At 61.2% G+C, this 23,102-nt stretch carries 20 protein-coding genes; 10 read left to right on the forward strand and 10 right to left on the reverse strand.

Features of this window, described 5'->3' with window-relative positions:
• Positions 1-9 precede the first annotated feature (9 nt).
• The 6 genes from ASILVAE211_RS17670 (at position 10) to ssuD (ending at position 7,397) form a co-directional block, all read left to right on the forward strand.
• Positions 10-1,380 (forward strand): LLM class flavin-dependent oxidoreductase, encoded by a 1,371-nt coding sequence (locus ASILVAE211_RS17670; RefSeq protein ID WP_227322674.1) that lies wholly within the window; start codon positions 10-12, stop codon positions 1,378-1,380.
• A 51-nt stretch (positions 1,381-1,431) separates the two neighbouring features.
• Complete coding sequence (locus tag ASILVAE211_RS17675) at positions 1,432-2,397, forward strand: sugar ABC transporter substrate-binding protein (RefSeq protein ID WP_227322675.1); 966 nt, start codon at positions 1,432-1,434, stop codon at positions 2,395-2,397.
• A 44-nt stretch (positions 2,398-2,441) separates the two neighbouring features.
• Complete coding sequence (locus ASILVAE211_RS17680) at positions 2,442-3,686, forward strand: acyl-CoA dehydrogenase family protein (protein WP_227322676.1); 1,245 nt, start codon at positions 2,442-2,444, stop codon at positions 3,684-3,686.
• A 178-nt stretch (positions 3,687-3,864) separates the two neighbouring features.
• Positions 3,865-4,866, forward strand: a complete 1,002-nt coding sequence (locus ASILVAE211_RS17685) for a substrate-binding domain-containing protein (RefSeq protein WP_227322677.1) — start codon at positions 3,865-3,867, stop codon at positions 4,864-4,866.
• A gap of 13 nt (positions 4,867-4,879) precedes the next feature.
• Entirely contained in the window at positions 4,880-6,130 is a 1,251-nt protein-coding gene (locus tag ASILVAE211_RS17690; RefSeq protein WP_227322678.1) for an LVIVD repeat-containing protein, read from the forward strand.
• A gap of 100 nt (positions 6,131-6,230) precedes the next feature.
• Positions 6,231-7,397, forward strand: a complete 1,167-nt coding sequence (ssuD, locus tag ASILVAE211_RS17695) for an FMNH2-dependent alkanesulfonate monooxygenase (RefSeq protein ID WP_227322679.1) — start codon at positions 6,231-6,233, stop codon at positions 7,395-7,397.
• Positions 7,398-7,513: 116 nt separating this feature from the next.
• Here the strand turns inward: ssuD and ASILVAE211_RS17700 are convergent, their stop codons facing one another.
• Genes ASILVAE211_RS17700 through nthA form a run of 7 tightly spaced genes read right to left on the reverse strand, consistent with a single transcriptional unit; the run spans position 7,514 to position 11,651 of the window.
• The gene (locus ASILVAE211_RS17700) at positions 7,514-8,908 is read right to left on the reverse strand and encodes an amidase (protein ID WP_227322680.1); all 1,395 of its coding nucleotides are present in this window, start codon (positions 8,906-8,908) and stop codon (positions 7,514-7,516) included.
• Between the two features lie 45 nt (positions 8,909-8,953).
• Positions 8,954-9,733: a CbtA family protein gene (locus tag ASILVAE211_RS17705; RefSeq protein ID WP_227322681.1), complete on the reverse strand. Its 780-nt coding sequence runs from the start codon at positions 9,731-9,733 to the stop codon at positions 8,954-8,956.
• Positions 9,734-9,745: 12 nt separating this feature from the next.
• A complete protein-coding gene (locus tag ASILVAE211_RS17710) occupies positions 9,746-9,952 on the reverse strand; it encodes a CbtB domain-containing protein (protein WP_227322682.1) in 207 nt (68 codons plus the stop codon).
• 44 nt (positions 9,953-9,996) lie between these two features.
• Positions 9,997-10,353 (reverse strand): nitrile hydratase accessory protein, encoded by a 357-nt coding sequence (locus ASILVAE211_RS17715; RefSeq protein ID WP_227322683.1) that lies wholly within the window; start codon positions 10,351-10,353, stop codon positions 9,997-9,999.
• Between the two features lie 3 nt (positions 10,354-10,356).
• A complete protein-coding gene (locus tag ASILVAE211_RS26065; protein WP_264478951.1) occupies positions 10,357-10,719 on the reverse strand; it encodes an SH3-like domain-containing protein in 363 nt (120 codons plus the stop codon).
• Complete coding sequence (locus tag ASILVAE211_RS26070) at positions 10,719-11,030, reverse strand: nitrile hydratase subunit beta (protein WP_264478942.1); 312 nt, start codon at positions 11,028-11,030, stop codon at positions 10,719-10,721. Before ASILVAE211_RS26070 ends, ASILVAE211_RS26065 begins: the two co-directional genes overlap by 1 nt.
• A 12-nt stretch (positions 11,031-11,042) precedes the next feature.
• Complete coding sequence (nthA, locus tag ASILVAE211_RS17725; RefSeq protein ID WP_227322684.1) at positions 11,043-11,651, reverse strand: nitrile hydratase subunit alpha; 609 nt, start codon at positions 11,649-11,651, stop codon at positions 11,043-11,045.
• 394 nt (positions 11,652-12,045) lie between these two features.
• Here nthA and ASILVAE211_RS26360 point away from each other — a divergent pair, with 394 nt between their 5' ends.
• The 3 genes from ASILVAE211_RS26360 to ASILVAE211_RS17740 all read left to right on the forward strand — a co-directional run bounded on the left by ASILVAE211_RS26360 (position 12,046) and on the right by ASILVAE211_RS17740 (position 15,323).
• On the forward strand, positions 12,046-12,990 hold the full coding sequence (locus ASILVAE211_RS26360; protein ID WP_227322685.1) for a helix-turn-helix domain-containing protein: 945 nt from the start codon (positions 12,046-12,048) through the stop codon (positions 12,988-12,990).
• 234 nt (positions 12,991-13,224) lie between these two features.
• A complete protein-coding gene (locus ASILVAE211_RS17735; RefSeq protein ID WP_227322686.1) occupies positions 13,225-14,595 on the forward strand; it encodes a glycosyltransferase in 1,371 nt (456 codons plus the stop codon).
• Positions 14,596-14,630: 35 nt separating this feature from the next.
• Entirely contained in the window at positions 14,631-15,323 is a 693-nt protein-coding gene (locus ASILVAE211_RS17740) for a hypothetical protein (protein WP_227322687.1), read from the forward strand.
• 17 nt (positions 15,324-15,340) lie between these two features.
• Here ASILVAE211_RS17740 and ASILVAE211_RS17745 read toward each other — a convergent pair whose 3' ends face one another.
• Positions 15,341-16,678 carry a hypothetical protein gene (locus tag ASILVAE211_RS17745; protein WP_227322688.1) on the reverse strand — a complete coding sequence of 446 codons (1,338 nt, stop codon included), beginning with the start codon at positions 16,676-16,678 and terminating at the stop codon, positions 15,341-15,343.
• A 99-nt stretch (positions 16,679-16,777) separates the two neighbouring features.
• Here ASILVAE211_RS17745 and ASILVAE211_RS17750 point away from each other — a divergent pair, with 99 nt between their 5' ends.
• Positions 16,778-17,851 (forward strand): glycosyltransferase family 2 protein, encoded by a 1,074-nt coding sequence (locus ASILVAE211_RS17750; protein WP_227322689.1) that lies wholly within the window; start codon positions 16,778-16,780, stop codon positions 17,849-17,851.
• Between the two features lie 6 nt (positions 17,852-17,857).
• Here ASILVAE211_RS17750 and ASILVAE211_RS26365 read toward each other — a convergent pair whose 3' ends face one another.
• Complete coding sequence (locus ASILVAE211_RS26365; protein WP_227322690.1) at positions 17,858-19,543, reverse strand: glycosyltransferase; 1,686 nt, start codon at positions 19,541-19,543, stop codon at positions 17,858-17,860.
• 16 nt (positions 19,544-19,559) lie between these two features.
• A partial coding sequence (locus ASILVAE211_RS17760) for a Hint domain-containing protein (RefSeq protein WP_227322691.1) occupies positions 19,560-23,102 on the reverse strand: 3,543 nt, incomplete at its 5' end.

Raw genomic sequence — 23,102 nt, forward strand, 5'->3', positions numbered from 1 at the left:
AGTCTTGCCATGGCTAAGCCGCTTCGCCTCAACGCCTTTACCATGGCAACGCCAGACCATCTCTCGCCCGGCCTCTGGCGGCATCCGCGCAGCGATGCCGCCCGCTACCATCGGCGCAGCTATTGGACGGACCTCGCGAAAATCCTGGAGCGCGGTCTGTTCGACGGTCTTTTCATCGCCGATACGCTCGGGGTCAGCGACGTCTTCAAGGGCGGGCGCGACACCGCGCTGGCGGATGGGCTGCATGTGCCGATCAATGATCCGCTTCTGGCGATTTCCGCCATGGCGGAGGTGACCGAACATCTGGGTTTCGGCGTCACCGTCTCCATGACCTATGAGCATCCGTTCCAGCTCGCGCGTCGCATGTCGACGCTCGATCATCTCACGGATGGGCGCATGGGCTGGAATATGGTCACGTCCTCGCTCGACAGCGCCTCCCGCGCCTTTGGGCGTTCCGCACAGCTGCCGCATGACGCGCGCTACGATATGGCCGATGAATATGCCGCCCTCTGCTACAAGCTTTGGGAAGGCAGCTGGTCCGACCGTGCGGTCATCAATGACACCGAAACCGGCCGTTATGTCGATCCGACCCAGGTGCGGACCATTCATCACGACGGCCCGCATTTCAAACTCGATGCCATGCATCTCTGCGAGCCGTCGCCGCAGCGGACGCCGGTTCTGTATCAGGCCGGCGCCTCGCCGCGCGGCCGACGCTTCGGCGCGGAGAATGCGGAATGCATCTTCATCGGCGCACCGTCCAAGCCGGTGCTCGGCAAATTCGTCCGCGCCGCGCGCGACAGTATCCGCGCCGCAGGACGCGATCCGCATGAGGTTCTGATCTTCGCCGAGCATACCGTGATCCTCGGCAAGACCGATGCGGAAGCGGCGGCGAAAGAGGCGGAATATCGCCGCTACTGTTCGGACGAATCGGCCCTCGCACTGATGTCCGGCTGGATCGGCACCGATCTCAGCCGCTATAAGCTCGATGATCCTTTCCACCATGTCGACAGCAACGCCATCCGCACGGCGGTGGAGGCGATGAGCTCCGCCGCCCCCGATCGCGTCTGGACCATTCGCGAAATCGCTGCCTGGTGCGGTATCGGTGGTCTTAGCCCCGTCACCACCGGCTCACCCGAGCGGGTGGCCGACAGCCTCATCGCCTGGGCGGAAGAGACCGACATTGACGGTTTCAACCTCGCCCATGCTGTCACGCATGAAAGCTTCTCCGACATTGCCGACCTTCTGGTGCCGGAACTGCAACGCCGTGGCGTCTACAAGCAAGCTTACGCGCCCGGCACGCTCCGCCAGAAACTCTTCGGCCAAGGCGATCGTCTGGCCGCGCATCATCCGGCCGCCCGCTACCGTTGGCCGACCTCCTGATAGTCAGGCCGAGCGTCAAAACTCTGCCACCAGATACGGAATGACCGATCCATGACCCTTCTGCGGAAACTGCTTTGCACCGGTGCGGCGATCATGCTGTCCTCAACGCTTGCGCATGCCGATGATGTGCCTAGTCTGAAGGGAAAGCGCATCGGTATCACCGTCGCTGGCACCGAACATTACTGGGATCTCAAAGCCTATCAGGGGCAGGTTGATGAAGTGAAGCGCCTGGGCGGCATTCCCGTGGCGCTTGATGCCGGCCGCAACGACAGCCGCCAGATCGCCCAGATCCAGACGCTGATTGCACAGAAGCCCGATGCCATCATCGAGCAATTGGGTAGCACGCCCGTCCTCGGGCCCTGGCTCAAAAAGATCCACGATGCCGGCATTCCACTCTTCACGGTCGATACCGTCTCTCCCTACAGCATCAATGACACCACGTCGGACAATTACCGCATCGGTGAAGAACTGGCCCTGAAGATGGCGAGCGACCTTGGCGGTCGCGGCAATATCGTGGTCTTCAACGGCGCGTATAACGTGCCGGTCATCGCCATCCGGTATGACGAACTGCGTCTGGTGCTGAAGAACTTTCCGGGCATTCACATCATCCAGCCGGAACTGCATGAAGTCGTGCCCAATACCGTGCAGAATGCCTATGCGCAGATCACCGATATTCTGACCAAATATCCGCATAAGGGCGATATCGCCGCTGTCTGGCAGGCCTGGGACGTGCCGCAGGTCGGCGCGACGCAAGCCATCATCGCTGCCCATCGCGACGAAGTTCATACCTATGGCGTCGACGGAAGCCCCGACGTCGTCAAGATGGTCGGCGACCCCAACTCCCCCGCCGCTGCCGTCGTGGCGCAGCAACCTTATCTGATCGGCAAAACCGCGGTCGACAATACCGCCCGCTACCTCGCGGGCGACCATGCGATTCCGCCCTATACTTTCGTGCCCTCCATTCTGGTGACGAAGCAAAATGCCGCCGCGGCAGCCCGGGAACTGGGCCAGAATTGATCGACGACTGCCGCTAAGCGGCCGAATGACAGGATAAACCAACCATGGCCTACGATCGTTCCAATCTGCCCGGTGATTTCAAACTTGGCGCTGCCTGGGGCAGCAACGGCGACCCTGAATACGATACGCTCAGCCAGCGCTTCCAGCCCGTCTTCGCGCGCATTCGCGAAAACGCCGTCAAACGCGAGCTTGGGCGTGATCTGCCTTTTGACGAGATAGACTGGCTGCGCGAGGCAGGCTTCACCGCGCTGCGTGTTCCCAAGGCACATGGCGGCCTTGGCGTCAGCCTCGGCACTTTCTTCGGGCTGCTCATCGAACTGTCCGAGGCGGATTCCAATATCACCCAGGCCTTGCGCGCGCATTACGGCTTCATCGAGCATATTCGGGCCGAAGCGCCACCCGCGCGTCAGGCACGCTGGTTCGAGCGGTTCCTGCGCGGTGACGTGATCGGCGCCGGCTGGTCGGAACTCGGCAATGCCAAACAGGCGAGTTTTTCGACCGAGTTGCGGCAGACGCCCGATGGATGGAAACTCAACGGCACAAAATTCTATACGACAGGAACGCTTTTCGCGGATTGGGTTCATGTCGGCGCGTCGGACGCGGACGGCAATGGCGTCAGCGTTGTCGTATCCCGCCGCGCCCCCGGGGTTGAGGCCGTGGATGACTGGAACGGCATGGGCCAAAGGCTGACGGCCAGCGGCACCACGCATTTCCAGAATGTCACGGTGGATGAGGCTGACATCGTGCAGGAACGGGCGCCCTTCGTCTATTCCGAGGGTTTTTATCAACTGGTGCATCTGGCGACCCTGGCCGGCATCGGGCGAGCGGCCGCGACCGACACCGCCGCCATCCTGCGCGCACGCAAACGCAGCTACAGCAATGCGCCGACCGCCCTGGCGCCGGAAGACCCGCAACTTCTGCAAGTGGTCGGCCGCGTGCGTGGCCATGCCTATTCCGCCGGCGCCATCGTCAATCAGGCGGCGCGGGCGCTGGACCTCGCGGCAAATGCGGGCGGTGCCGATCATGAGCTGGCTCTGGTCGCCGAGGCAGAGCTTGAAATCTGGCAGGCGCAGACGGTCGTTTCCCAGTTGATCATCGATTCGACGGCGGCGCTGTTCGATGCGCTCGGCGCCTCGGCCACCCTCCGCGATACCGGACTGGACCGGTACTGGCGCAACGCCCGTACCATCACCTCGCATAATCCCCGCGTCTATAAGGATCGCATCGTCGGTGACTTTGCCGTCAATGGCCGTATCCCGCCGGGTCAGTGGCGCATCGGACGCGCCTAATATTAGCTTTTATATATAGTGAAAAAATAAAAACACTTTGCATAATTAGCTAACCATCTATATCGCTCACGAAGTCGAGATTTAGACGCTTCCTGTGCGATATAGGTGTTCTGTGCGGTCCTTCTCCAAGACGTTTCTTCTCGCGGCGACAGCCGCGTTTTCTCTAGGCGCAAGCGCCTTGGGTGGATCGGCGGCACAGGCTGCTGGTCTGGCCGGTGCGCCCGCACCCTTCGATCATGGTGGCGTCACCATCGCCGTGGTCAATTACCTCAGCGGCAGCGACTTTTTGCAGGCCTATGAGGCCGGTGCCGCGCGCCAGGGCCATGCCCTGGGTGCCACCATCCGTCTGTCCGAAGCGCAGCAGGATCCGAGCCGCCTGCGTGCTTTGGTGCAGCAGGCGATTGACCTGCATGTTCAGGGTATCGTCATCAACAACGGCACCAAGGAAGCGCTGCGCGATGTGGTGCAGAAAGCGCTCGCCGCCGGGATCAAGGTCGTGACCTACGATCTTGATCTGGGCCTGCCCGGCGTGCCGGTGGTTGAGCAGAACGACCGCGAAATGGCCAATATCGTTCTCGCCCAGGCGCTGAAAGACAATGGCGATCATTTCAAGGCTGGCGAAGTCTATGTGGCGGGCTTCCTGCCGCTTGACCATCGTAACGCGGCCTATCGCGCTATCCTTGCCGCACACCCCGGCATCAAGAACGAAGCCGTCTGGGGTATCGTTAACAGCACAACCCCTGCCTCCGTCGCGGACCAGACCCAGGCGGTCTTTCGCGCGCACCCGGACATTACGGTCGTCTTCACGCCCTGGGACGAGTTCGCGCGTGGCGTCAAGCTCGGGCTTGATGAGTCGAACCTGAGTTCCAAGGTCCGCATCTATGGCGTCGATACGTCGACGTCGGATATCCAAGCCATGCGCGAGCCGAACAGCCCCTGGGTCGCAAGTGCGGCGACCAATGCCGCTGTTGTGGGCGAGGTCTCCGTCCGCGCGGTCGCTCTGCTGATCGCGGGGCAAAATCCAGGTGCCAAGATCGACGTCAATCCGCATCTCATCACGCGGGACGAGCTTTTGAAGAACGACATCAAGACCATCCAGGAACTGGCCGAGAAAGACCCGGATTTCCGGCAGAGCGATGCCGCGACAGCGGCGTGGATTCCCTCCGTCGCCACGAAATAATGCGGGCTGAACCATGACGGATCTTGTTCCCGACTACGCCCGCAATATGCGCCTGATCGGCCATAGCGATCAGGCCGGGCGATCGGACGGCGTGCAGCTGATGGTCCATCGCGGCTATGCCTATATCGGCCAGTTCGTGTCGGAGGGTTTCAGCATCGTCGATGTGCGGGATCCGCGCCGCCCGCGCGATATCGGCCTGGTCAAGGCGCCGCCCAATACCTGGAACAACCACTTGCAGGCACATGATGATCTGCTTCTGGTCGTTCACGCCAAAAACCTCTTCGCCGACGCCGCCTTCGCCGACGAACATGCCTATTACGGCGGATCGGTCGCGGAAACGCTGGCCGCCGCGCAGCCCGCCAAACCGGCCCGGAACTGGAGCGCGGGTCTGGCCATCTACGACCTGAAGAACCCCGAAGTCCCGCGCCAGATCGGCTTCATGCCGGTCGATGGCGTGGGCATCCACCGGCTGTGGTACACGGGCGGCCCTTACGCCTATGCCTCCGCCCTGCCGGATGGGTTCAGCGACTATATCTTCATGATCATCGACGTCTCAGACCCGACCAGGCCGCGCGAAGTCGGCCGCTACTGGCTGCCCGGCATGAACCTCGCGGCCGGGGAGACACCGACCTGGCCCCGCTCGCAGCGCTATGCGCTGCATCACGCAACCGTTTCCGGCACCACCGCCTATGCCTGCTGGCGCGATGGCGGGCTGACGATCCTGGACGTCGCGGACCCGTCGCAGCCCCGCCTTGTCGTCCATCGCAACTGGGCCCCGCCCTATGGCGGCGGCACGCATAGCGCATTGGCCCTGCCCGCCCGCGACCTCCTCATCGTCGCGGACGAAGCCGTGCTGGACAATCAGGAAGACGGGCTCAAACTGACCTGGGTCTTCGACATTCGCAATCCGCAGAACCCGGTCAGCATCAGCACCTTCCCCACACCGGCCGAGGCGGACTATCGGGCAAAAGGGGCGCATTTCGGACCGCATAACCTGCATGAAAACCGGCCCGGCAGCTTTGTCAGCGACAGGCTGATCTTCGCGACCTACCAGAACGCCGGGGTTCGCGCCTTCGATATTTCCAACCCCTACCAGCCGGTGGAAACCGCAGCCCTGGTGCCGCCCGCGCCGGCCCGGATGATCGACCGCCGCCCCGGCCGGCCACAGGTTATCCAGACCTGCGACGTCTTCGTCGACGCCCAGGGGCTGGTCTATACGACCGACTACAATGCCGGCCTGCACATCATGGAATATCTCGGCTGAGTTTGGCATTGCGCGGGGGAATATCAGACCGCCGCGCTTTGGTATTGCCAAGATTGACCAGACGGTGCGAGGTTTCCACTTCATTTAGCAGTAAAATACGATGGCCAACGATCAAGCTCTGGATTTTCTGTGGTTTATTCCTTCATCCGGTGACGGGTCGTATCTCGGCTCGGACAAGCTGACCCGCCCGTCCGACCCTGAATATTTCGCGGAAATCGCGCGGGCCGCTGATCGCCTGGGCTATTCGGGCGTGCTGATCCCAACCGGGGCCGCTTGCGAGGAATCCTTCCTCCTCGCCGCCTATCTGGCAGCCCATACGGAGCGGCTGAAGTTTCTGGTGGCCGTCCGCCCGGGCACTGCCTCGCCCAGCCATTACGCGCGCCTTGCATCGACGCTGGACCGCGTATCGCGCGGCCGCCTGCTGCTGAACATCGTGGTCGGCGGCAGTGCGTCTGAACTGGCCGGCGACGGCATTTTTCTGCCGCATGATGAGCGCTACAACCATGCGGCGGAATTTTTTCAAGTCTTCAACGGTCTGGTCGAAACGGGCAAGGCCAATCTCGACGGCAAATATATCAAGGCGCTGAACGCCCGCCTGGTGGTGCCGCCGGTGCAGCAGCCTCGGCCGCCGCTTTATTTCGGCGGGTCGTCAGACGCCGCCGTCGATTTCTCGGCCGGCATCATCGACAAATACCTGACCTGGGGCGAGCCGCCGGCCCAGGTCGCGGAAAAGATCGCCCATGTGCGCCGCGCCGCCGCCAGCCATGGCCGCGAGGTCAGCTTCGGCATTCGCCTGCATTTCATTGTGCGCGAAACCGACGAGGAAGCCTGGGAAGCGGCCGATCGTCTGATCTCTCATCTGACCGATGACACGATCGCGGCAGCGCAGGAAGTCTTGCGCACCCAATCGGATTCAGTGGGTCAGGCGCGTATGCTGGCCCTGCACAATGGCCGGCGTGACAAGCTGGAAGTATCGCCCAATCTATGGGCGGGCGTGGGACTCGTGCGCACGGGCGCCGGTACGGCACTTGTCGGTTCTCCCAAGACCATCGCCGCGCGGCTGCGCGAATATCAGGATCTGGGGATCGACACCGTCATCGCATCCGGCTTTCCGCATCTGGAAGAAGCCTATCGCGTGGCCGAACTGCTCTTCCCGGAACTCGGCATCGCATCCCCGCTCAATCAGATGCGCGCGACCTTTGGCGAAAAGCAGGTTTTCGGCGGCGGCGGCCATGGCGGCAATGTCAAGCATTCGGAAAAATCCTGACACAGACGCTGTAATGGTCAGCTTGACGGACAGGTCCATCGCAGGTTGTGGCTGCGATGGACCTGATGAAAATCAATCGATCTCGAAATCAGAGCTTATTCGATTTTAAAAGCCCGTCACATGGGCCGACGCGTGTGCCAATCGGTGACCGACTGAAAGGCATGGCCCGCACGGCACAGCAGATCTTCTGCGCAGTGACGGCCGATCAGTTGCAGGCTAAGGGGCAGCCCTTCCTGGTCCATACCGTTCGGCAAAGTGATCGTCGGACTGCCGGAAAAGTCGAAGGGCGCGGTAAAGCGCAGGATACGTTCCAGGACATTCGGATCCTTCCCATATTCGCCCATCCTGGAAAGACTTGGGATCGGCACTGGCATGGTCGGGACCAGGATAAGATCGACTCTCTCGAAAAGGGTTTTGAGGGCGCCGGAAAAGGCCAGCCGCTCATGATAGATATCGCCGAGTTCCAAACCGCTGACCGTCAATCCTTGTTCAATCAATGCCGCAAGGTCCGGTCCATACTCGTCCTGTCGGCTCGGATAGGTTTCGCGATGGGCCAGAGCCGTCTCGACTGAACAGAATGGTATCCAGCCGCGCACAAGCTTCCTGGTCGGCGGCATGACAACCTCCTGGATAACCGCCCCGAGACTGACCAGAACCTTTTCCGCCTCGGCTAATGCCACGACAACCTGCGGATCGATCTCGTCACTGACGAAACGCCGGTCGATCCCGATAGTCAGTCCGCGAATATTGTCGCCGAGATGGCTGAGGTAATTGGGCACAGGATCTGGCAGCGTCGTCGGGTCATTGGCATCGACGCCAGCGATGACCCCGAGCAGCGCCGCACAATCCGCAGCGCTGCGCGCCATCGGGCCGATATGGTCCAGCGAGGCGGCAAGTGTGAAAACGCCATGCCGACTGACACGCCCCCAGGTCGGCTTGATACCGGTCAAGCCGCAGGTCGCTGACGGGAAGCGGATCGACCCGCCAGTGTCAGAGCCGAGCGATCCGTAGCAGAGGCCGGCGGCGGTTGCGGCGCCTGACCCTGTGGAGGATGAGCCCACCCAGTGATCATGGCTCCAGGGGTTCAGCGGCCCGGGATTCTCAGGATGATGGCTGGTATAGGCGCCCTCCGTCATGCTGAGCTTGCCTAGGATGATGGCGCCTGCCTGCTCCAGCCGATCGACAACGGTCGCGTTATAATCGGGCGTCCAGTCACGAAAGAGCTTTGTCCCGGCACCGGTCGGCGCAAAAACCGTGTTGCAGAGGTCCTTGACCGCGATCGGCACGCCATGCAGCGGCCCACGCCATAGGCCACGGGCGATTTCTGCGTCGGCTCTTTCAGCTTGAGTCATCGCCCGCTGTGCCAGCACGGTGGTGTAGCTTCGGTAGACAGGGTCCAAGGCCGCAATGCGGCCGAGCATCGCCTGCGTCACGCTGGCAGACGTTATCTCGGCACGACGGATGCGATCCGATATCGAGAGGAGGGAGGCAAATTCCGTCGGGATGGTCATAGGCTCTTCCTTGCAGGCTCGGCTAGCCGGTTGCTGCTTGTGCTATCAGCGCCAGACCAGCGCCGGGGTCAGGCGCGGGCGATAGAGGCCCTTGGCGATGAAGCTGCGCTCGGTCAGCGCACCGAAGCCCAGGCCCAGTACCATCCACATGATGATCTGCATGGCGGCGGAATCGACGCGGAAATGCCACAGCACCACCGCCGGGAAGTCCGACGGCACTTCGTTGATCGGCGGCAGGATGGCGGCGACGACCATGACCGCGACGATATAGACGGCGCCGGAAATGATCGCCGCTTCCCAGACGCCAAGCTTGGGGGCCAGGCGCTTGCGGAGCACGGCCGCCACCGCCATGGCCGCGATCGAAAGCGCCATCATCGCGAAATACAGTTCCGTGCGGATGGTGATGGTATCCGGATGCCCGACCGAAGGCGGATTGGCCGGATATTTCAGGTTCGGCACCATATAGAAGGCAACGAACCCCGTCAGCGCCAGCAGGGCCGAGACGGCGCGCGGCCCGAGCTCGGTCGCACGCCCATTGGCGAAGGCGAAGACCAGCGCGAACAGACCGCCGAAGGCCGTGGCATAGACCATGACGCCGGTCAGCAGGCCGAAGCTCGCCTGCATCGGGCGGCTGACGAGTTCCGGCTCCGGCCTATCATGAATGCCCTTGGCGGCGTCCGCCTTCATCTTGGCGTCGTCCATCGCCGTCTCGAAGGCGATGGCGCGGTCAACCTGCGGCTCGCCGAATATCTTGGCGAAGCCGAAGACCAGCAATCCCGCGACAAAGCCGACCAGCATGCCGCGGATGAGCAGAGACCTGACCATATGCGTGACCCCTTAGTGGCAGGGGAAACCGAGCAGATGGCGGCTGTCATGCACCCATTCGTGCACATACATGCCCTTGATGAGGGAGGTCGCCCCTTCCTCGGCGCCGACGAAATAGATTGCCAGCAGCATCAGCGCGCCGAAGATGATCCAGGGCAGAATCTCGCGCACCGGAATCGGCGCGGAAACGATATCGGAACCGATCGCTTTATCGGACATGATGTTTTCTCCATTCGTATGAGCCGTTTGCAACAGGGGCCATGTCAGGCGATAGCAACCGGTTCGCGCTTGGCAGCGTGATCGTGATGCGGCGGATGCTCACGCAGATGCTCGTGCCGATGATCCAATTGATGCAAATCAAGCAGGCCTTTTTGCGCCAGCATGCTTTCCAGCGCTTCCTGCCAGATCTCATAGTAATGAATCGTCTGACCCGGATGCGCCTCGGCCTCGTGCTCACGGATTTCGGCGGAATAGCAGGAAACCCATTCGGGCCAGGTGAAATGGCCGTCTTCGCAAAGCTTCACAGCCATGGCGAAGGCCGCGGCTTCCCAAGGAGCGGCGAAGATTGGGCCTTCCTGATCCTGCGGCAGTCCCACCGTGGTCTTGAAATCGGGCACCATAATTCAAGCCTCCGCCGCTATGATGTAATCCTCAAACATCGAGAGATAGACTTTGTCGGCGGGATGGGGTGCATCTGCGCCCCAAAGCTCGCCCGCTTCGAATTCGACATTGTACATGAACTGTCCCTTCTCCCCGAGATCATGCGCGACGGCATCGGGCAGAACATAGACGCCATAATTCTTCACGATCGTCCCGCGCTTGCCGCGTGCATAGGCCGGCAACCGCGTATGAGTCGTCGGGTTGATATTGACGGCGCAAACCAGATCACCGTTCTTGAAGAGGGGCGCGGCATCCGTGGTGCTGTGATAATTGGCGCCGGTGCGGATCAGCTCATCGACACCGTCGAGCGGAAATTTCGAAACCATCACGCGGCCTCCTTCGCGAGTTCCGCCATGCGCGCTTCCAATTCCGCTTTGGTGATGACACCATGCTCTTCGGCGAAATGCTCCAGCGCATGCAACCAATGTTCGTAATAACCGGATGTCAGGTAATGAACCGGGTCCATCTGTTCGATAGAGTGGCGGAACTTGTCGACGTTGAAAAAGCCGCCGGCGAAAGCGAGAATGAACATGCCGAACATCCGTTCTTCCCACTCGGCATGGAAAATGGGTTGACCGGGGTCAATATTGATTTTGCCGAAGCCATGGCGGCCGCCGAGATCATGGATACCGTTCATCGCAGATTCCTCTCAAGCGGTGGGGCTATTGGGAAATCCGGTACCGATCATGGAGTCCCGCGTGATCAGGGCGATAAGATCCTCCTCGCCCATGCCTTCGGTTCCCGCAGGGCGCATGGGCAGCACCATGTAACGAAGCTCGGCGTTGCTGTCCCAAACCCGAACCTGCGTCTTGTCCGGCAAGGTGACGCCGAATTCGGCCAGCACACCGCGCGGATCGATGACGACGCGTGAGCGGTACGGCGCTTCCTTATACCAATTGGGCGGCAGCCCGAGCGTCGGCCAGGGATAGCAGGAGCAGAGCGTGCAGACGGTGACGTTGTGAACGGCTTCAGTATTCGCGACGACAACCATCTCCTCACCCTGCACGCCGGTATAGCCAAGCTCGGCGATGGCGGCAGTGCCGTCTTCCAGCAGACGCGCCCGATAGTCTGCATCAACCCAGGCCTTTGCGACGACACGAGCGCCGTTTCTTGGGCCAATCTTATTCTGATAGAGATCAACGATTTTATCGACGGCTTTAGCGTCGAGCAGATTCTTCTCGACCAGCAGGCTTTCCATTGCCTTCACGCGTAAGGCGATATCTGTCGTGTATCGGCCTTCTTCATGGATGTCGTGCATCATACGCTCCTGTAAAGAAAGTATTCAGAGTTACGAAGGGTCGCCAGGCATCCAGTCATATCGAATGTCGAGCCGATGAACGCGCGTGCAGGCGAATCATGCGGTGACCGCGACGTCGCCGGGACGCTGACTTCGACATCGCGGGCCGATCGGCAACACAATTCTCCAGGCGCAGGTTGAAAATCCCGACCGAAATGGCGAATCTTTAGGCAATCAAGCCTTAAGGGGCCCCATCGCGAACGATCTGCCCAATAATTGCGCTTTTCGGGACCGCTATGCTAGCCTGCCACTGCCAATGTTTTTGTCTGGCAAGGCCATTCTTGATTGATGAACGGAGGCCTGGATACACATTGGCGACGAGGCGGGCCGCTATTCAGTGTGGCAGGAGGCTGCTGTGGTTAGAAGAGTAGAAGATACCAGTCTCGTTAAGCCTGAAGAGCGCTTTGCCTATTGGAGGGAGTTCGTCTGCCGGAATTACGTAACGGCATCCGCGGTAACTGAGGTTCGTGACGCTTCGTTCAGCGGATCTTTGACCAGTCAAGATTTGGGACCGCTTCTGGTCAGTGAGCTTCGTGCGCCTCTTCATTTGTGGTCACGTAACACCAAGCATATCCAGCAGGACGATCAGGACGCGTATATACTGAGCTTCCTCAGCCGTGGGCGCGGTGAACTTAACCAATTCGGCCGCCGATCCGTCCAGCATACCGGTGATTTCGTCTTGTATGATGTCTCTGCGGTGTTCCAATACGACTTGGACGCGGATGCCAGACTCGTCAAAATTCCCAAGTCTCTCTTTGATCAGCGCATAACGAAACCCCGCGACCTTGTATCGGTCACCTTTCCTTTGTCGGCTCCACTCGCTCCCATGTTATCGGCCATCATCACCGAAGCGACCCGGCTTGACCTGAGCAATCCCGCGCAAGCCTTGGTCGGGGCCAGGCTTGCGAATTCGGTCATAGATGTCTTAGTCGCTATGTGTGATCTCTTTCGGGAAGAGAATAGCGCTGGTGCGGCCTCCGCAAGTCTGGACAGAACAATGCGCTACGCACGCGCCAATCTTGGAGACCGGGACTTAGGGCCAGAGATTTTGGCACGGATTGGTGGGGTCTCTGTGCGCAGTCTCAATCGTATGTTCGGGGAAATGTCGACGACACCGATGCGCTGGATCTGGAAGGAACGGCTGCATGCCAGTCGCAACGCTTTAGTGATGAACAATGTCAGTTCCGTCACAGAAGCAGCATTTTCATTTGGGTTTTCTGACCTCGCGCATTTTAGCCGCAGCTATAAAAGCGAATTCGGTGAAACGCCCCGCACGACTTTGAGCAACAGGCCTTCCTGACGCGTGGCCCCCACGAGGCGGGTGGCTGATCTCTATGAGTGCTCAGAAATCGTGGCGGCGGATTGCCCGTCATGTCTAGCGAGCAGGCGTAATGTTAGAGGTCAAGAACCCGACGAGACCCATAAACCCGACCGGAAAGAGCATTTGCAAGCCTGACGCACCTATTGCACCAAGAAGATGCGCTCTAAGATCAATACGTAGACGTTCCGGGGTGGGGCCATCTCAGGTGATCTTATGACAAATTCGGTTGTGGCAGCCGCTGAATGGCGCGATCCACGATATCTCCGCACGCATCGTGGCATGCTTGTCCATCGGATGAGCGACGGAAGCTTTGCTCAGGCAGAAGCCGACATTGCGCCCAAAAACCTCGTCATCGCCAAACACCCGCAACTTGGCTGGAGGCTTGTGCATTTGCATGACGATGCCAGTCAGACCCGTGCGCCCGAAGCGATTATTGCTTCCGTGGCCGATGCTGCGCAGAGCACGATGATTGATGGAATCGCCATAGAATTCATGCCGGGACCGGATAATGTCGCTCTGCGGCAGGACCGGCTTTATCTCAGCGCAGGCAAAGCCTCTGACGTGCTTTTCGCGGCACCGCACCGGATGGCATGGGAAACCTTCGAAGCCGCGAAGCCAGGATTACTGGCCTATCAGCTGTGGCGTCCCAGTAAGACGATGGGCGGCACGCAGTTGATGCTATACGGATTGGCCGAACGGCTTGGCACCGAGCTGGACGCCATCAATCTGCAATTGCATTGGCCCGACATCAAAAAACGCGACGACCGGCCGCTGGTCGTATGGTTGCACAACGATGCCGGGGCGTCTTTCCGGTGGTGTGCAGACACACAGACGACGCAGGATGTGGCCGCCATCGTCTTCGTCTCCCACTGGCAGCGTCAGCGCTTTTTGACCCAGTTTCCAACGCTCCCCGCCGAGCGCTGCCACGTCATTCGCAATGCGACGGAAACCGGTGGGCCAATGCGTCCCTGGCCGGCGGAAAAACCCTGGCGGTGGCGCTGCGCCTATACCAGTGCGCCGGATCGGGGCCTCTCCATCCTGCTCGATGCGTGGGAGCGTCTCGACCGGCCGGACGCGGAACTGCATATCTGGTCGAGCTTTCGCCTTTGGGGCCAGCGCTTTTCCGACAGCGGCCATCAATCCGCCTTTGCCCATGCGCGCCGCCTGCCCGGCGTCACCTATCACGGCATCAAGCCCAATGCGGAAATCCGGCGGGCGCTCCGTGACATGCATTTCCTGACCTATCCATCAACCTTCAACGAAACCTCCTGCATCGCCGTCATGGAAGCCATCGCCGCTGGTGTGCGGGTCATCGCAACAGCCCGCGCGGCCTTGCCAGAGACGGCGGCGGGCTTCGCCCATCTCTATGCCCCGCCAAGTGACCGCGAAGCCTGCGTCACTGCCCTGGTCCGTGAGCTGACCGAGGAATTTGAGAATCCATGGGGTGGACAGCCCGCGATGGCGGCCACCGCGCAGGCCTATGCGCGCGAGGTCTATGGCTGGCAGACCTGTCTTGACGCCTGGCGGCAGTTGATCAGACGGCTGACAACCGGCCAGCCGCCGCACATCCCCCAAGCCAATTGAAAGCCTGACCATCCCACAGACGCAGCAGGATCGAGATGCCAGAAAATCTGACCCACCTCGCCAATAAATACGGATCCGACAAAGGCACCAAGGTCGGCAACCGGCACAATTACACGGCCTTCTACAGCGCATTCTTTGAACAATGGGCGACCGACACCTTCACGATGCTGGAAATCGGCCTGCAGCGTGGCGATACCGCCACCTACCGCGACCCGGGCCGGCCAGTCGACGATGTGCCTTCGGTGCGCCTATGGCTGGACTATTTCCCGCAGGCGCAATGCTGGGGGTTCGACCTCTCGGACTTCAGTAATATCGCCATTCCCCGCTTTCATTTCCGGCGAGGCGACCTGTCCAACCCGGCTGACCTTGCACAGCTTGCCACCGACATGCCGCCGGCACGCTTCATCATCGATGACGGTTCGCACGCCTCCTATCATCAGCAATCCGCACTGCTGCATCTGTTTACGGCCGTCGAGCCGGGCGGCCTCTACTTCATTGAAGATTTGGACTGGCAGCCCGGTTACGAAAGCGAACTCCCCAAATGCCGCAAGACGCGCGATGTCTTCGGAGATTTCATCACGTCAGGAGATTTGGACATCCCCTTCGCCAGCCCGTCGCAATGCCGATCCGTCGAAGGATCCATCAACAATATCTTCTTCCTGCGCGCGAACTCGGATGCGCCGGAATTGGGGCGCATCAAAATGGTCTGCATTCAGAAGCGCAGGTAGCGCGCTGAGGCCATGGCTCAATCGGCTGCTTCCAGCGCGCGCATATAGTCGGTCATGGCCTGCAACTTCGCAGCCTGGCCGCGTGGTGCCCAGAAATGCACCAGGCCGCGGCGCCCCTCGATGCTGGTGCCGGCGCGACCCCATCGCACCCAGCGTTTCATCTGCGCGGTCTCGAACCCGCCCATCACCTCCGCCACGTAATTCGCGATCGGCTGATCGATCCAGTTGAAGTGTTTGCGACCGAAGATGTCGCTTCGATTGCCGATGATCCGGCGGATGAGGCGGAGCTGGTCACCATGGCGGTGCAGATCAGGAACGCCCATCGAGCCGGCATTGAAACCGAATTCTTCCTCCGGCACTACATCGTCGGCAGTGAACAGCTTCGCACCGACCGACTCATCCGTGAGCCGCGTGGAAAACTCTTCCATCGGCACCACAATCCTGTCCGACAGAAGGATATGTGACAGCAAGGGCGTGATATCGCTGTCGAAAATGATGTCGGTGTCGACGATCAGAATGGGCTGAAACGATTCCAGCTCCGGCCAGTCCATCAGCGAATATCGTGCCGAAATCGCGCCTACGCGATCCGTGTCCGATAGGCGCTTAAACGAAACCTTGGCCGCATCAAGCCCCGGCACCCGTGCCAGAAGCTCCGTCGGGTTTCGATCCGTGGCGATATGGATATCGCCCTTATACCGCCCCCAGTAGAGCAGCGACGTCAAACTGAGTGCCAATTGGTCGAACACAACCTGGCTGCCGACGGCGACGTAACAGACCAAAGGCTTGAACGCTCTTGCCTTGACGATACGCCAGCCGTCCCGCAGCAAGGTCAATTCCCGCCCGTCCTGCGCGTCGAGCAGCGGCAACTGATAGCGCAGATCGAAATGCTGCTTGTCGAACCACAGGCCGTGTTGCCGGGACACCCGCACGGATCGCCCCGGAACCGGCTGGTCAATGCCGGACAGCACCCAATCATGCCGGCGCAACGACAGCAGCCGGTCCAGTTCATCGACCTGAAGGGGCAGAAAACGCTCCCAGCCGGACGCCTGCTCGCGATCGGCCACCAGCGATCCGTCCGGCTGCGCGGACAGGTAGCGGTCGTCTCGCGACAGCAGCACGGAACGGCGATCGGGCTCGACATGCAAGGTAAACCCGGCCAAGTCCCCAAGCGGAATGGAGGATCGGATTTCAACCGCGTTCGCCCGCAGGTTGCGATCGAAATCGCTGCGAATGCGCTCCCAGGCCAGGTCCAGGCGAATAGGCGTAACGCCGGTCCGATTGTCCGCCGCCTTATGCACCAGCCGGGTTCCGCTACGGCAAAGCAACGTCCCGTGATGGGTTAGGAGAAAAGTCACCGCCGGCCACCACCTCTGTCACCAGGCAACGTTGACCACGTATCAGGAAACTGCAACCTGTCTTGCCAGCATAAAGCGCTTTGAGAACAGGATCAGGCAATGCGCATCGCGATCTATGCCATCGCGAAGAACGAGGTGAAGCATGTCGCAGGCTTTCTGAAGACTTGCGAAGGCGCCGATTGCGTGCTGGTGGCCGATACCGGCAGCACTGATGGCACGGTGGAGGCTTTGCGCGACGGCGGTGCGACGGTGGTGCCGATCACCATCCGCCCCTGGCGTTTCGACACCGCCCGCAATGCGGCGCTGGCTCTGGTGCCGGCCGATATCGATGTCTGCCTGTCGCTTGATCTCGATGAACGGCTGAACGACGGATGGCGCGCCGATTTCGACGCGGAGTGGAAGCCGGGCGCGACCCGTGGGCATTACCTCTATGCCTGGTCTCATAAGGCCGATGGCTCGCCCGGGGTCGAATACTGGACGGACCGTTGCCATGCCAGGCAGGGCTATCTCTGGCGTCACGCCTGCCACGAGGCGCTGTATTCGGACCGTGTGGAAGAGGTCAACGTCCACTTCCGCAAGCTGCGCATGGATCATTGGCCCGATTCCTCCAAGTCGCGCGGGCAATATATGGATCTGCTGAAAGTGGCGGCAAAGGAAGAGCCGCATAGTTCCCGCAACGCCTTCTATCTCGCCCGCGAATGTATCTTTTACCGCGATTGGATCGGCGCCGAAAAAGAAGCCAGACGCTATCTGGATTTGCCGTCCGCGACGTGGAAAGAGGAAAAAAGCGCTGTCATGGGCTTTCTGGCGCAGTGCCGCGCCGCGGTCGGTGACCGGACCCAGGCGCTCGACTGGCTGAAACGCGCATCCCTCCTTGTACCCGACCGGCGAGAAACATGGGTCCAAATGGCCGACATGCTTTACGAAGCGGGCGATTGGACGGGGTGCTATGCCGCCGCAAGCAAGGCGCTTGCCATCAAGAAAGGACCGACGGCGGGTTTCAACGATCCGCGCGCGGCCAGTGCACACCCGCATGATCTGGCAAGTTTCGCGGCCTCCCAGCTCGGCCAGCACGCAATCGCGCTGAAACACGCCCAGGACGCACTCTTGCTCAGCCCCGGCGACGAGCGCTTAGCGCGCAATGTCGCGGCCCTCAGCAAACTGGGCGGATAGGCAAAACTACCCGGGACCGGGGACCAGCTTAACGGTGCGGTCAGCGGCCAGGCCTGCCGCGCCACGCATCAGTTCATCGATGCGCGTTTCCGAGAGGCCAGCGGCTATGTATGAAAGGCCGGCTTCCGCGCAGGCATGGTTCAGGGCTTCGTCTTCATGCAGCCGGAGGATAGTGGCGGCCACCGCTTCCACACCGGTCGATACCAGGGCCTCGAGCCCAGCCGGCAGGTCTAACCCTTCCGCCGCGACAGGTGTACAGACACAGGGAACGCCCCGCGCCAGGCTTTCAAGCACTTTGCCTTTGATGCCAGCACCATACAGCATGGGCGCAATCGTCAGACGGACGCGGTCAAAGACATCCGACAATTGATCCACCTGCCCGATCACCTCAATGCCTGGCCGTGTACGCATCAGGTCGTCGGGCATATCGCTTCCGGCCAGAAGACAGGAAACGGACGGGTCAATCTCATGGACGCGCGGCATGATCTCATCCACCAGCCAGCGCGCCGCTTCGAGATTGGGGGCATGCCCATAATGCCCGATGAAAGCCAATCCTCGCCGCGCGGCGAATGGCACAGGCGTTGGCTGCGGGGCGACCGCCCAAGGCACGACATGGATATTGGCGCCGGCCACCTGTTGCCGAAGCAGCGCGGCTTCGTGGGTGGAATGCGTGATGACCGCATCGGCCGCCGCCGCCGCCCGCAATTCTACAAGCTGGAAGCGCCGTGCGAGATCCATCAATTCGGGGCGATCCTCCACCCTCGCCTGCCGCGCGAGGCGGAGGCAGTGCAGGTCAGCGACGCTATAGACGAGCCTTGCTCTCGGCTGGTGACGACGAATTAGACCGAGATATGAAGCCGCGATTTGCGCGCGGTGCAGATAGACGAAGTCGAAACTGCCGTGTTCGCGCCGCAACACCTCTTCCACCGAGCCATGCCACGGCGAATGGCATCCGATGACACCGGCATCCTGCAACACGCCGGTCGCGTCGGGCGCCATGTCGGCGGCGACGAAATTGACTTCGAACCCAAGACGCTGGAGCGAGCGCATATGCGACAGCACGGCATTCGATCCGGCATCGCGGCTCAGCACCGGCATCGTCTCGTCAATCACCAAAGCGCGTGGCAGCAAGGGGTGCGCGTCCGTTGCAGCGCTTTGCGGCCCCGCACCCGTCCAACGCCATTTGATCTGCCGCAGCGCCGTCCGCTCAACGGGGCGGCTGCGGCGATGGGCGCGCTGTTGCATCAGCAGCTCCGCCTGCTCGGCGATGAAGTCGATGCGTTCCGTCAGCGCCGCATCGTCCGGCGCGTTGGCAAGCAAAGCAGCACATTGGGCGCGAAAGGCCGCATTAAACTGAACGGCCGCTTCCAGCGTGATCGGCGAGCGATCCAGATGCACCATGTCGCTTTCCCGCTGAACGGCGATGACATGGGTTTCGAAGGGCGATAGTCCCTTTATCTCCAGATCGAACCCATAGCGCCCGTCGCCGATGCCGGCGTCCCGCACATCCGGCCGCAACCGATCCGCCAGCACGCGGGCCAGTAATTTATCATTGGCCGTGACGAGCAGCGTTACGCGTGTCTGGAGGGACTGCGCATCATGAACCCAGCCTTTGATGCGCTCCCGTGTGACCTGTTCGATGAAGCCGAAGAGTGTCGTCGCTATTATAGGTTCTGGGTCTGGCTCCGGCACGAATGGCTTTCCCGTATCAGGCGACGCGTGTCGTGCCGGACGACGCCGGAAGGGCCGCATGATCCGACGAGCGCCGCACGTCAATCTTTCCTCTCGGCACCGGCATAAGCGTCATCGGCAGGGTCACGCAGAAACCATTATTCCCGCGCCCATATCCTGCCGCCACAAGATCAGGGCGGTGATCATTGGCCAAGGTTTGCGCGATCAGCTGGCCGTCGACCAGAATATCGAGACAGACCGGAACCTCGGCACGCGAGGGATTCAGCGCCCATCCCACGATATGCTGTGAATCCACTGCCTCGACATAGCCCAGCAAGGGTTCTGCCTCGGTGTCCGGCCGCAATCCGGCGCGCACGTCCAGCCGGTGACGGATGGCCTCCAAGGCAAAGCCATCTGTCACGCGCGGGGCGCAATAGATTGCCGGCTCGGGCGCGGCATCTGGATAGAGCGCCGCATAGTCGGCGGCGTTGTGGAACATCATGCGGCTGTCGTCATCGATGAAACTTTCAGACGCCGCCCCCTCGGCCAGAAGCACGTCATGCCTGGCCAGCTCGATGTGGAAATACTCCACCTCTGCCATCGCTTCGGCTCTGACGACCGTCATGCCATTGACCAGTTCGCAGGCAGGGATAAGCACACCGTCGATCAGCATGGCATGCAATGGCGATACCCAAAGATCACGATGGGGAATGCCATCTGCCAAGGCTCCGGCGCGGATGCCGATGGGAAGAACGTCGCGGTTCCTACGGATGAACCGTCCGTTGTAGCTGCGGCGGCCGATCCAGCGAATGGGCGCATTCTGCCCCGATGCGGTCGTCACAAGATCGGCGATACGCAACGTCTCCACGCGCCGTTCGCCGTCCGGCGTGGCGATATGCGTTCCGCGCAGGAAGCAGGCGACCACATCACCCTCGATCGTCAGCGTCTGGATCGGCAATGCGCCAATCACGCTGTCGATGGGCGTCAGGGTGATGACATCATTGATCTCACCGAGGGCCGTCGGCGCGAAGGTGAATTCATAGTCGCCCGAGGATACGCCGGGCGCGAGGGACGGAATGTCCCCAAGCGACTGGGTTACCCCCAGCGACGTATAGGTCAAAGATCCCGTCAAATTGTCCGCCAATCCGGCGGCCGCATTCTTGATGGCGATCTTGATGACCTGATCGGGAGACTTGACGACAATCGACCCCAGATTCAGGATCTGGTTTTGACCCGGCGCCCCACTGAGCGAACCCGGACCTGAGACTTCGACGAAATCCGGCAGCGCATTGCCGATAACCGTCCCTTCGACTTTGACATTCAGCGTGCCGAGCGTCGCATCCGACTGTGCCGCATCATGCGTCGTCAGCTTGATGGCGACGTCACCGTTCACGACACCCGCGATCGATGTATTGAGACCGATAGCGCCAAGGCTCGCGGTTTCGCCCGGGTCAATCGTCACATTCGCGGTGCCGGTGGCAAACAGGCCCACCGGCATATCGCTGATATTGGCGAGCAGCTGGTCGGACAGCGCGCCGCCCGCCACGGCGTTCAACAGAGAGATGATCTGACTGGTCTCGGCATCGCCCTGATGGACAGTGCCGAAGTTGAAGATCGTCGTCTCCAGCACCGGGTCGGCCGGCAGATAAACCGTCCCCGTCAGCGCCACAGTAGTGCCCGTCTCCGCAACGGTCGGATGACCGGTGCTTGAGGGCGGGACCGAGCTATAGGCAACATTGAGCGTGTCGGTGAAAGTGCCGCTTGTCGTGGCAAGGCTGTTGAGCGACAGCGTGGCGGAAGCGCCGGGTGCCAGGGGCGCGGTTTGCACCGGCAGGAAATGCCCCCCGCTGTCAGACAGCAGGATACCGAGTGAGTCGCTGCCGATCGGCGAAGTATTGGAGAAGGTCAGCGAGCCGGTCGAGGCACCGCCCACACGGGCGTCGAAGGTGAGGGTCGCCGGAATAGTCGAGGGCTGCGCGATCGGAGATATGACGTTGTCGATGATCGTCAGCGTGATCGGCGCAAGCTTGCCGGAAAAGTTGCTGCTATTGGTCTGCGTCGGGTTGAAGGTCAGCGTTTCGGTATGCTGGCCGAGCGCCGTGCCGGCCGTAATGCTGAGACCACCTGCGACCCCACCGGGCAGCAGGCCTGTCACGCTGGGTTTCACAATGGTGAATCCGCTGCCGGTCGCCGTGGCGAATGTCCCGGCAAGCGTATTCCCATAGGAGGCCGCGATATTGGCAATCGCCAAATTCATCGCGGCCACGCCGTCAGCACCAATCGTGCCAAGGTTCAGCGTGAAGGCTGTTCCATCCTGGGTCAGAACGCCAGGGCCTGAGATCTGGGCGAAGCTTGCCTGGGCATCGGACCCTTCGATGGGCACGCTGCTGTCCAAGGTCGCGGCTCCGCTTGCGTTTGCAAGCGTCACGCCCGCTGTCGCCGTTGCAATCGCAAGCTGCAGCGTCTCCACCGGCAGTCGCAGGTTGCCCGGCACCGCGATCGTAATAGTGGCGGAGGTCGCACCCGGCGCGATCGTCACAGTGCCGCTGGGCAAAGTGCCGCCGAAATCGGCGGCGCCGAGCTGGTTCGCCGATGAATTGGTCGGCACGGCATAGGTCACGACAACCGGCACGGCGCTGGGATTGTTCAGGAAAACCTGGAAAGTCACGTTGACCGTACCGGTGCCGATGCTGACGGGTCCGATCGGACCTGTGATGCCCACCAGTTCGACTGGCGGGCTGGTCACCTGCACGGTCGATGTCGATGCGCCACCGACGCTATTGGCCGCATCGCTGTCGAGCGTGGTCTGGCTGCCACCGGTCAGCAGATAGTCCAGCACCGCATCCTGTTGCTGCGTCGCATTGGTGATGCCGAGAGAGGCCACGTATTCCGTCGCCTGCTGGACAAGCGCCGGCGGCAGATCGGCAAGGGTCACCGGAGCTTCCGGAAATCCCGGGATGGTGTAAGTGGCGGTCGATTCGCCGACACCATAGTCGAATAGCGATGTCGCCTGCGTCACGCGCCAGGCATCCGCATAGGTTTTGTAGAGTTCGTCCGCTGTCAGCGTTGTCGGCAGAACGGTGCCATCAGGCAAGGTCAGGTTCTGCGGCGTCGTGCTGTCGGGCAAGCCGAGCAGACCGGCGACCCCGGTCGTATGGCCATCGAGGAAGACGGAGGTGCTTTCGTTGCCGATTTTAACTTCTTCGCCGGTATTGGCCTGAACAACGAAACCGCTTGCCGTGGCATAGACCGTGCCACCGGCCAAAGGCAGGAACTGACCGGAAATAAGGGTGACGGGCGCACCATTGAGCCAGAAGGGCTGCGTCCGCGTGAAGTCAAAGGTCAGGCGGTCGGTGCCCAGACCGATCGCCGTCTGAACGATATAGGTAACGGCTCCAGACGGATGCTGCGGACCGCCACCCGGTTCGAGACGAATCTGAACCGTGATGTCTGCGTTCTGCGCGTAGACAAATTCACCCGCTGCCTGAAAGTCATAGTGCAGGCCATTGAATGTGGTGATGTGCGTGTCGCCCGCGCCGCCACCGCTTGGCCCGAACGGACCGGATGGGCCGCCTCCGCC

It is taken from the genome of Acidisoma silvae (assembly GCF_020618775.1).
Lineage (GTDB): Bacteria > Pseudomonadota > Alphaproteobacteria > Acetobacterales > Acetobacteraceae > Acidisoma > Acidisoma silvae.

Excerpts from the sequence above, each read along its gene's own strand:
- nthA (WP_227322684.1), bottom strand. The coding sequence starts at position 11,651 with ATGCACGACATCCATGAAGAAGGCCGATACACGACAGATATCGCCTTA.
- ASILVAE211_RS17680 (WP_227322676.1), top strand. The coding sequence starts at position 2,442 with ATGGCCTACGATCGTTCCAATCTGCCCGGTGATTTCAAACTTGGCGCT.
- ASILVAE211_RS17750 (WP_227322689.1), top strand. The coding sequence starts at position 16,778 with ATGCGCATCGCGATCTATGCCATCGCGAAGAACGAGGTGAAGCATGTC.
- ASILVAE211_RS17735 (WP_227322686.1), top strand. The coding sequence starts at position 13,225 with ATGACAAATTCGGTTGTGGCAGCCGCTGAATGGCGCGATCCACGATAT.
- ASILVAE211_RS17675 (WP_227322675.1), top strand. The coding sequence starts at position 1,432 with ATGACCCTTCTGCGGAAACTGCTTTGCACCGGTGCGGCGATCATGCTG.
- ASILVAE211_RS17715 (WP_227322683.1), bottom strand. The coding sequence starts at position 10,353 with ATGGTGCCCGATTTCAAGACCACGGTGGGACTGCCGCAGGATCAGGAA.
- ASILVAE211_RS17700 (WP_227322680.1), bottom strand. The coding sequence starts at position 8,908 with ATGACCATCCCGACGGAATTTGCCTCCCTCCTCTCGATATCGGATCGC.
- ASILVAE211_RS17670 (WP_227322674.1), top strand. The coding sequence starts at position 10 with ATGGCTAAGCCGCTTCGCCTCAACGCCTTTACCATGGCAACGCCAGAC.
- ssuD (WP_227322679.1), top strand. The coding sequence starts at position 6,231 with ATGGCCAACGATCAAGCTCTGGATTTTCTGTGGTTTATTCCTTCATCC.
- ASILVAE211_RS26065 (WP_264478951.1), bottom strand. The coding sequence starts at position 10,719 with ATGGTTTCGAAATTTCCGCTCGACGGTGTCGATGAGCTGATCCGCACC.
- ASILVAE211_RS17710 (WP_227322682.1), bottom strand. The coding sequence starts at position 9,952 with ATGTCCGATAAAGCGATCGGTTCCGATATCGTTTCCGCGCCGATTCCG.
- ASILVAE211_RS26070 (WP_264478942.1), bottom strand. The coding sequence starts at position 11,030 with ATGAACGGTATCCATGATCTCGGCGGCCGCCATGGCTTCGGCAAAATC.
- ASILVAE211_RS17705 (WP_227322681.1), bottom strand. The coding sequence starts at position 9,733 with ATGGTCAGGTCTCTGCTCATCCGCGGCATGCTGGTCGGCTTTGTCGCG.
- ASILVAE211_RS17740 (WP_227322687.1), top strand. The coding sequence starts at position 14,631 with ATGCCAGAAAATCTGACCCACCTCGCCAATAAATACGGATCCGACAAA.
- ASILVAE211_RS17690 (WP_227322678.1), top strand. The coding sequence starts at position 4,880 with ATGACGGATCTTGTTCCCGACTACGCCCGCAATATGCGCCTGATCGGC.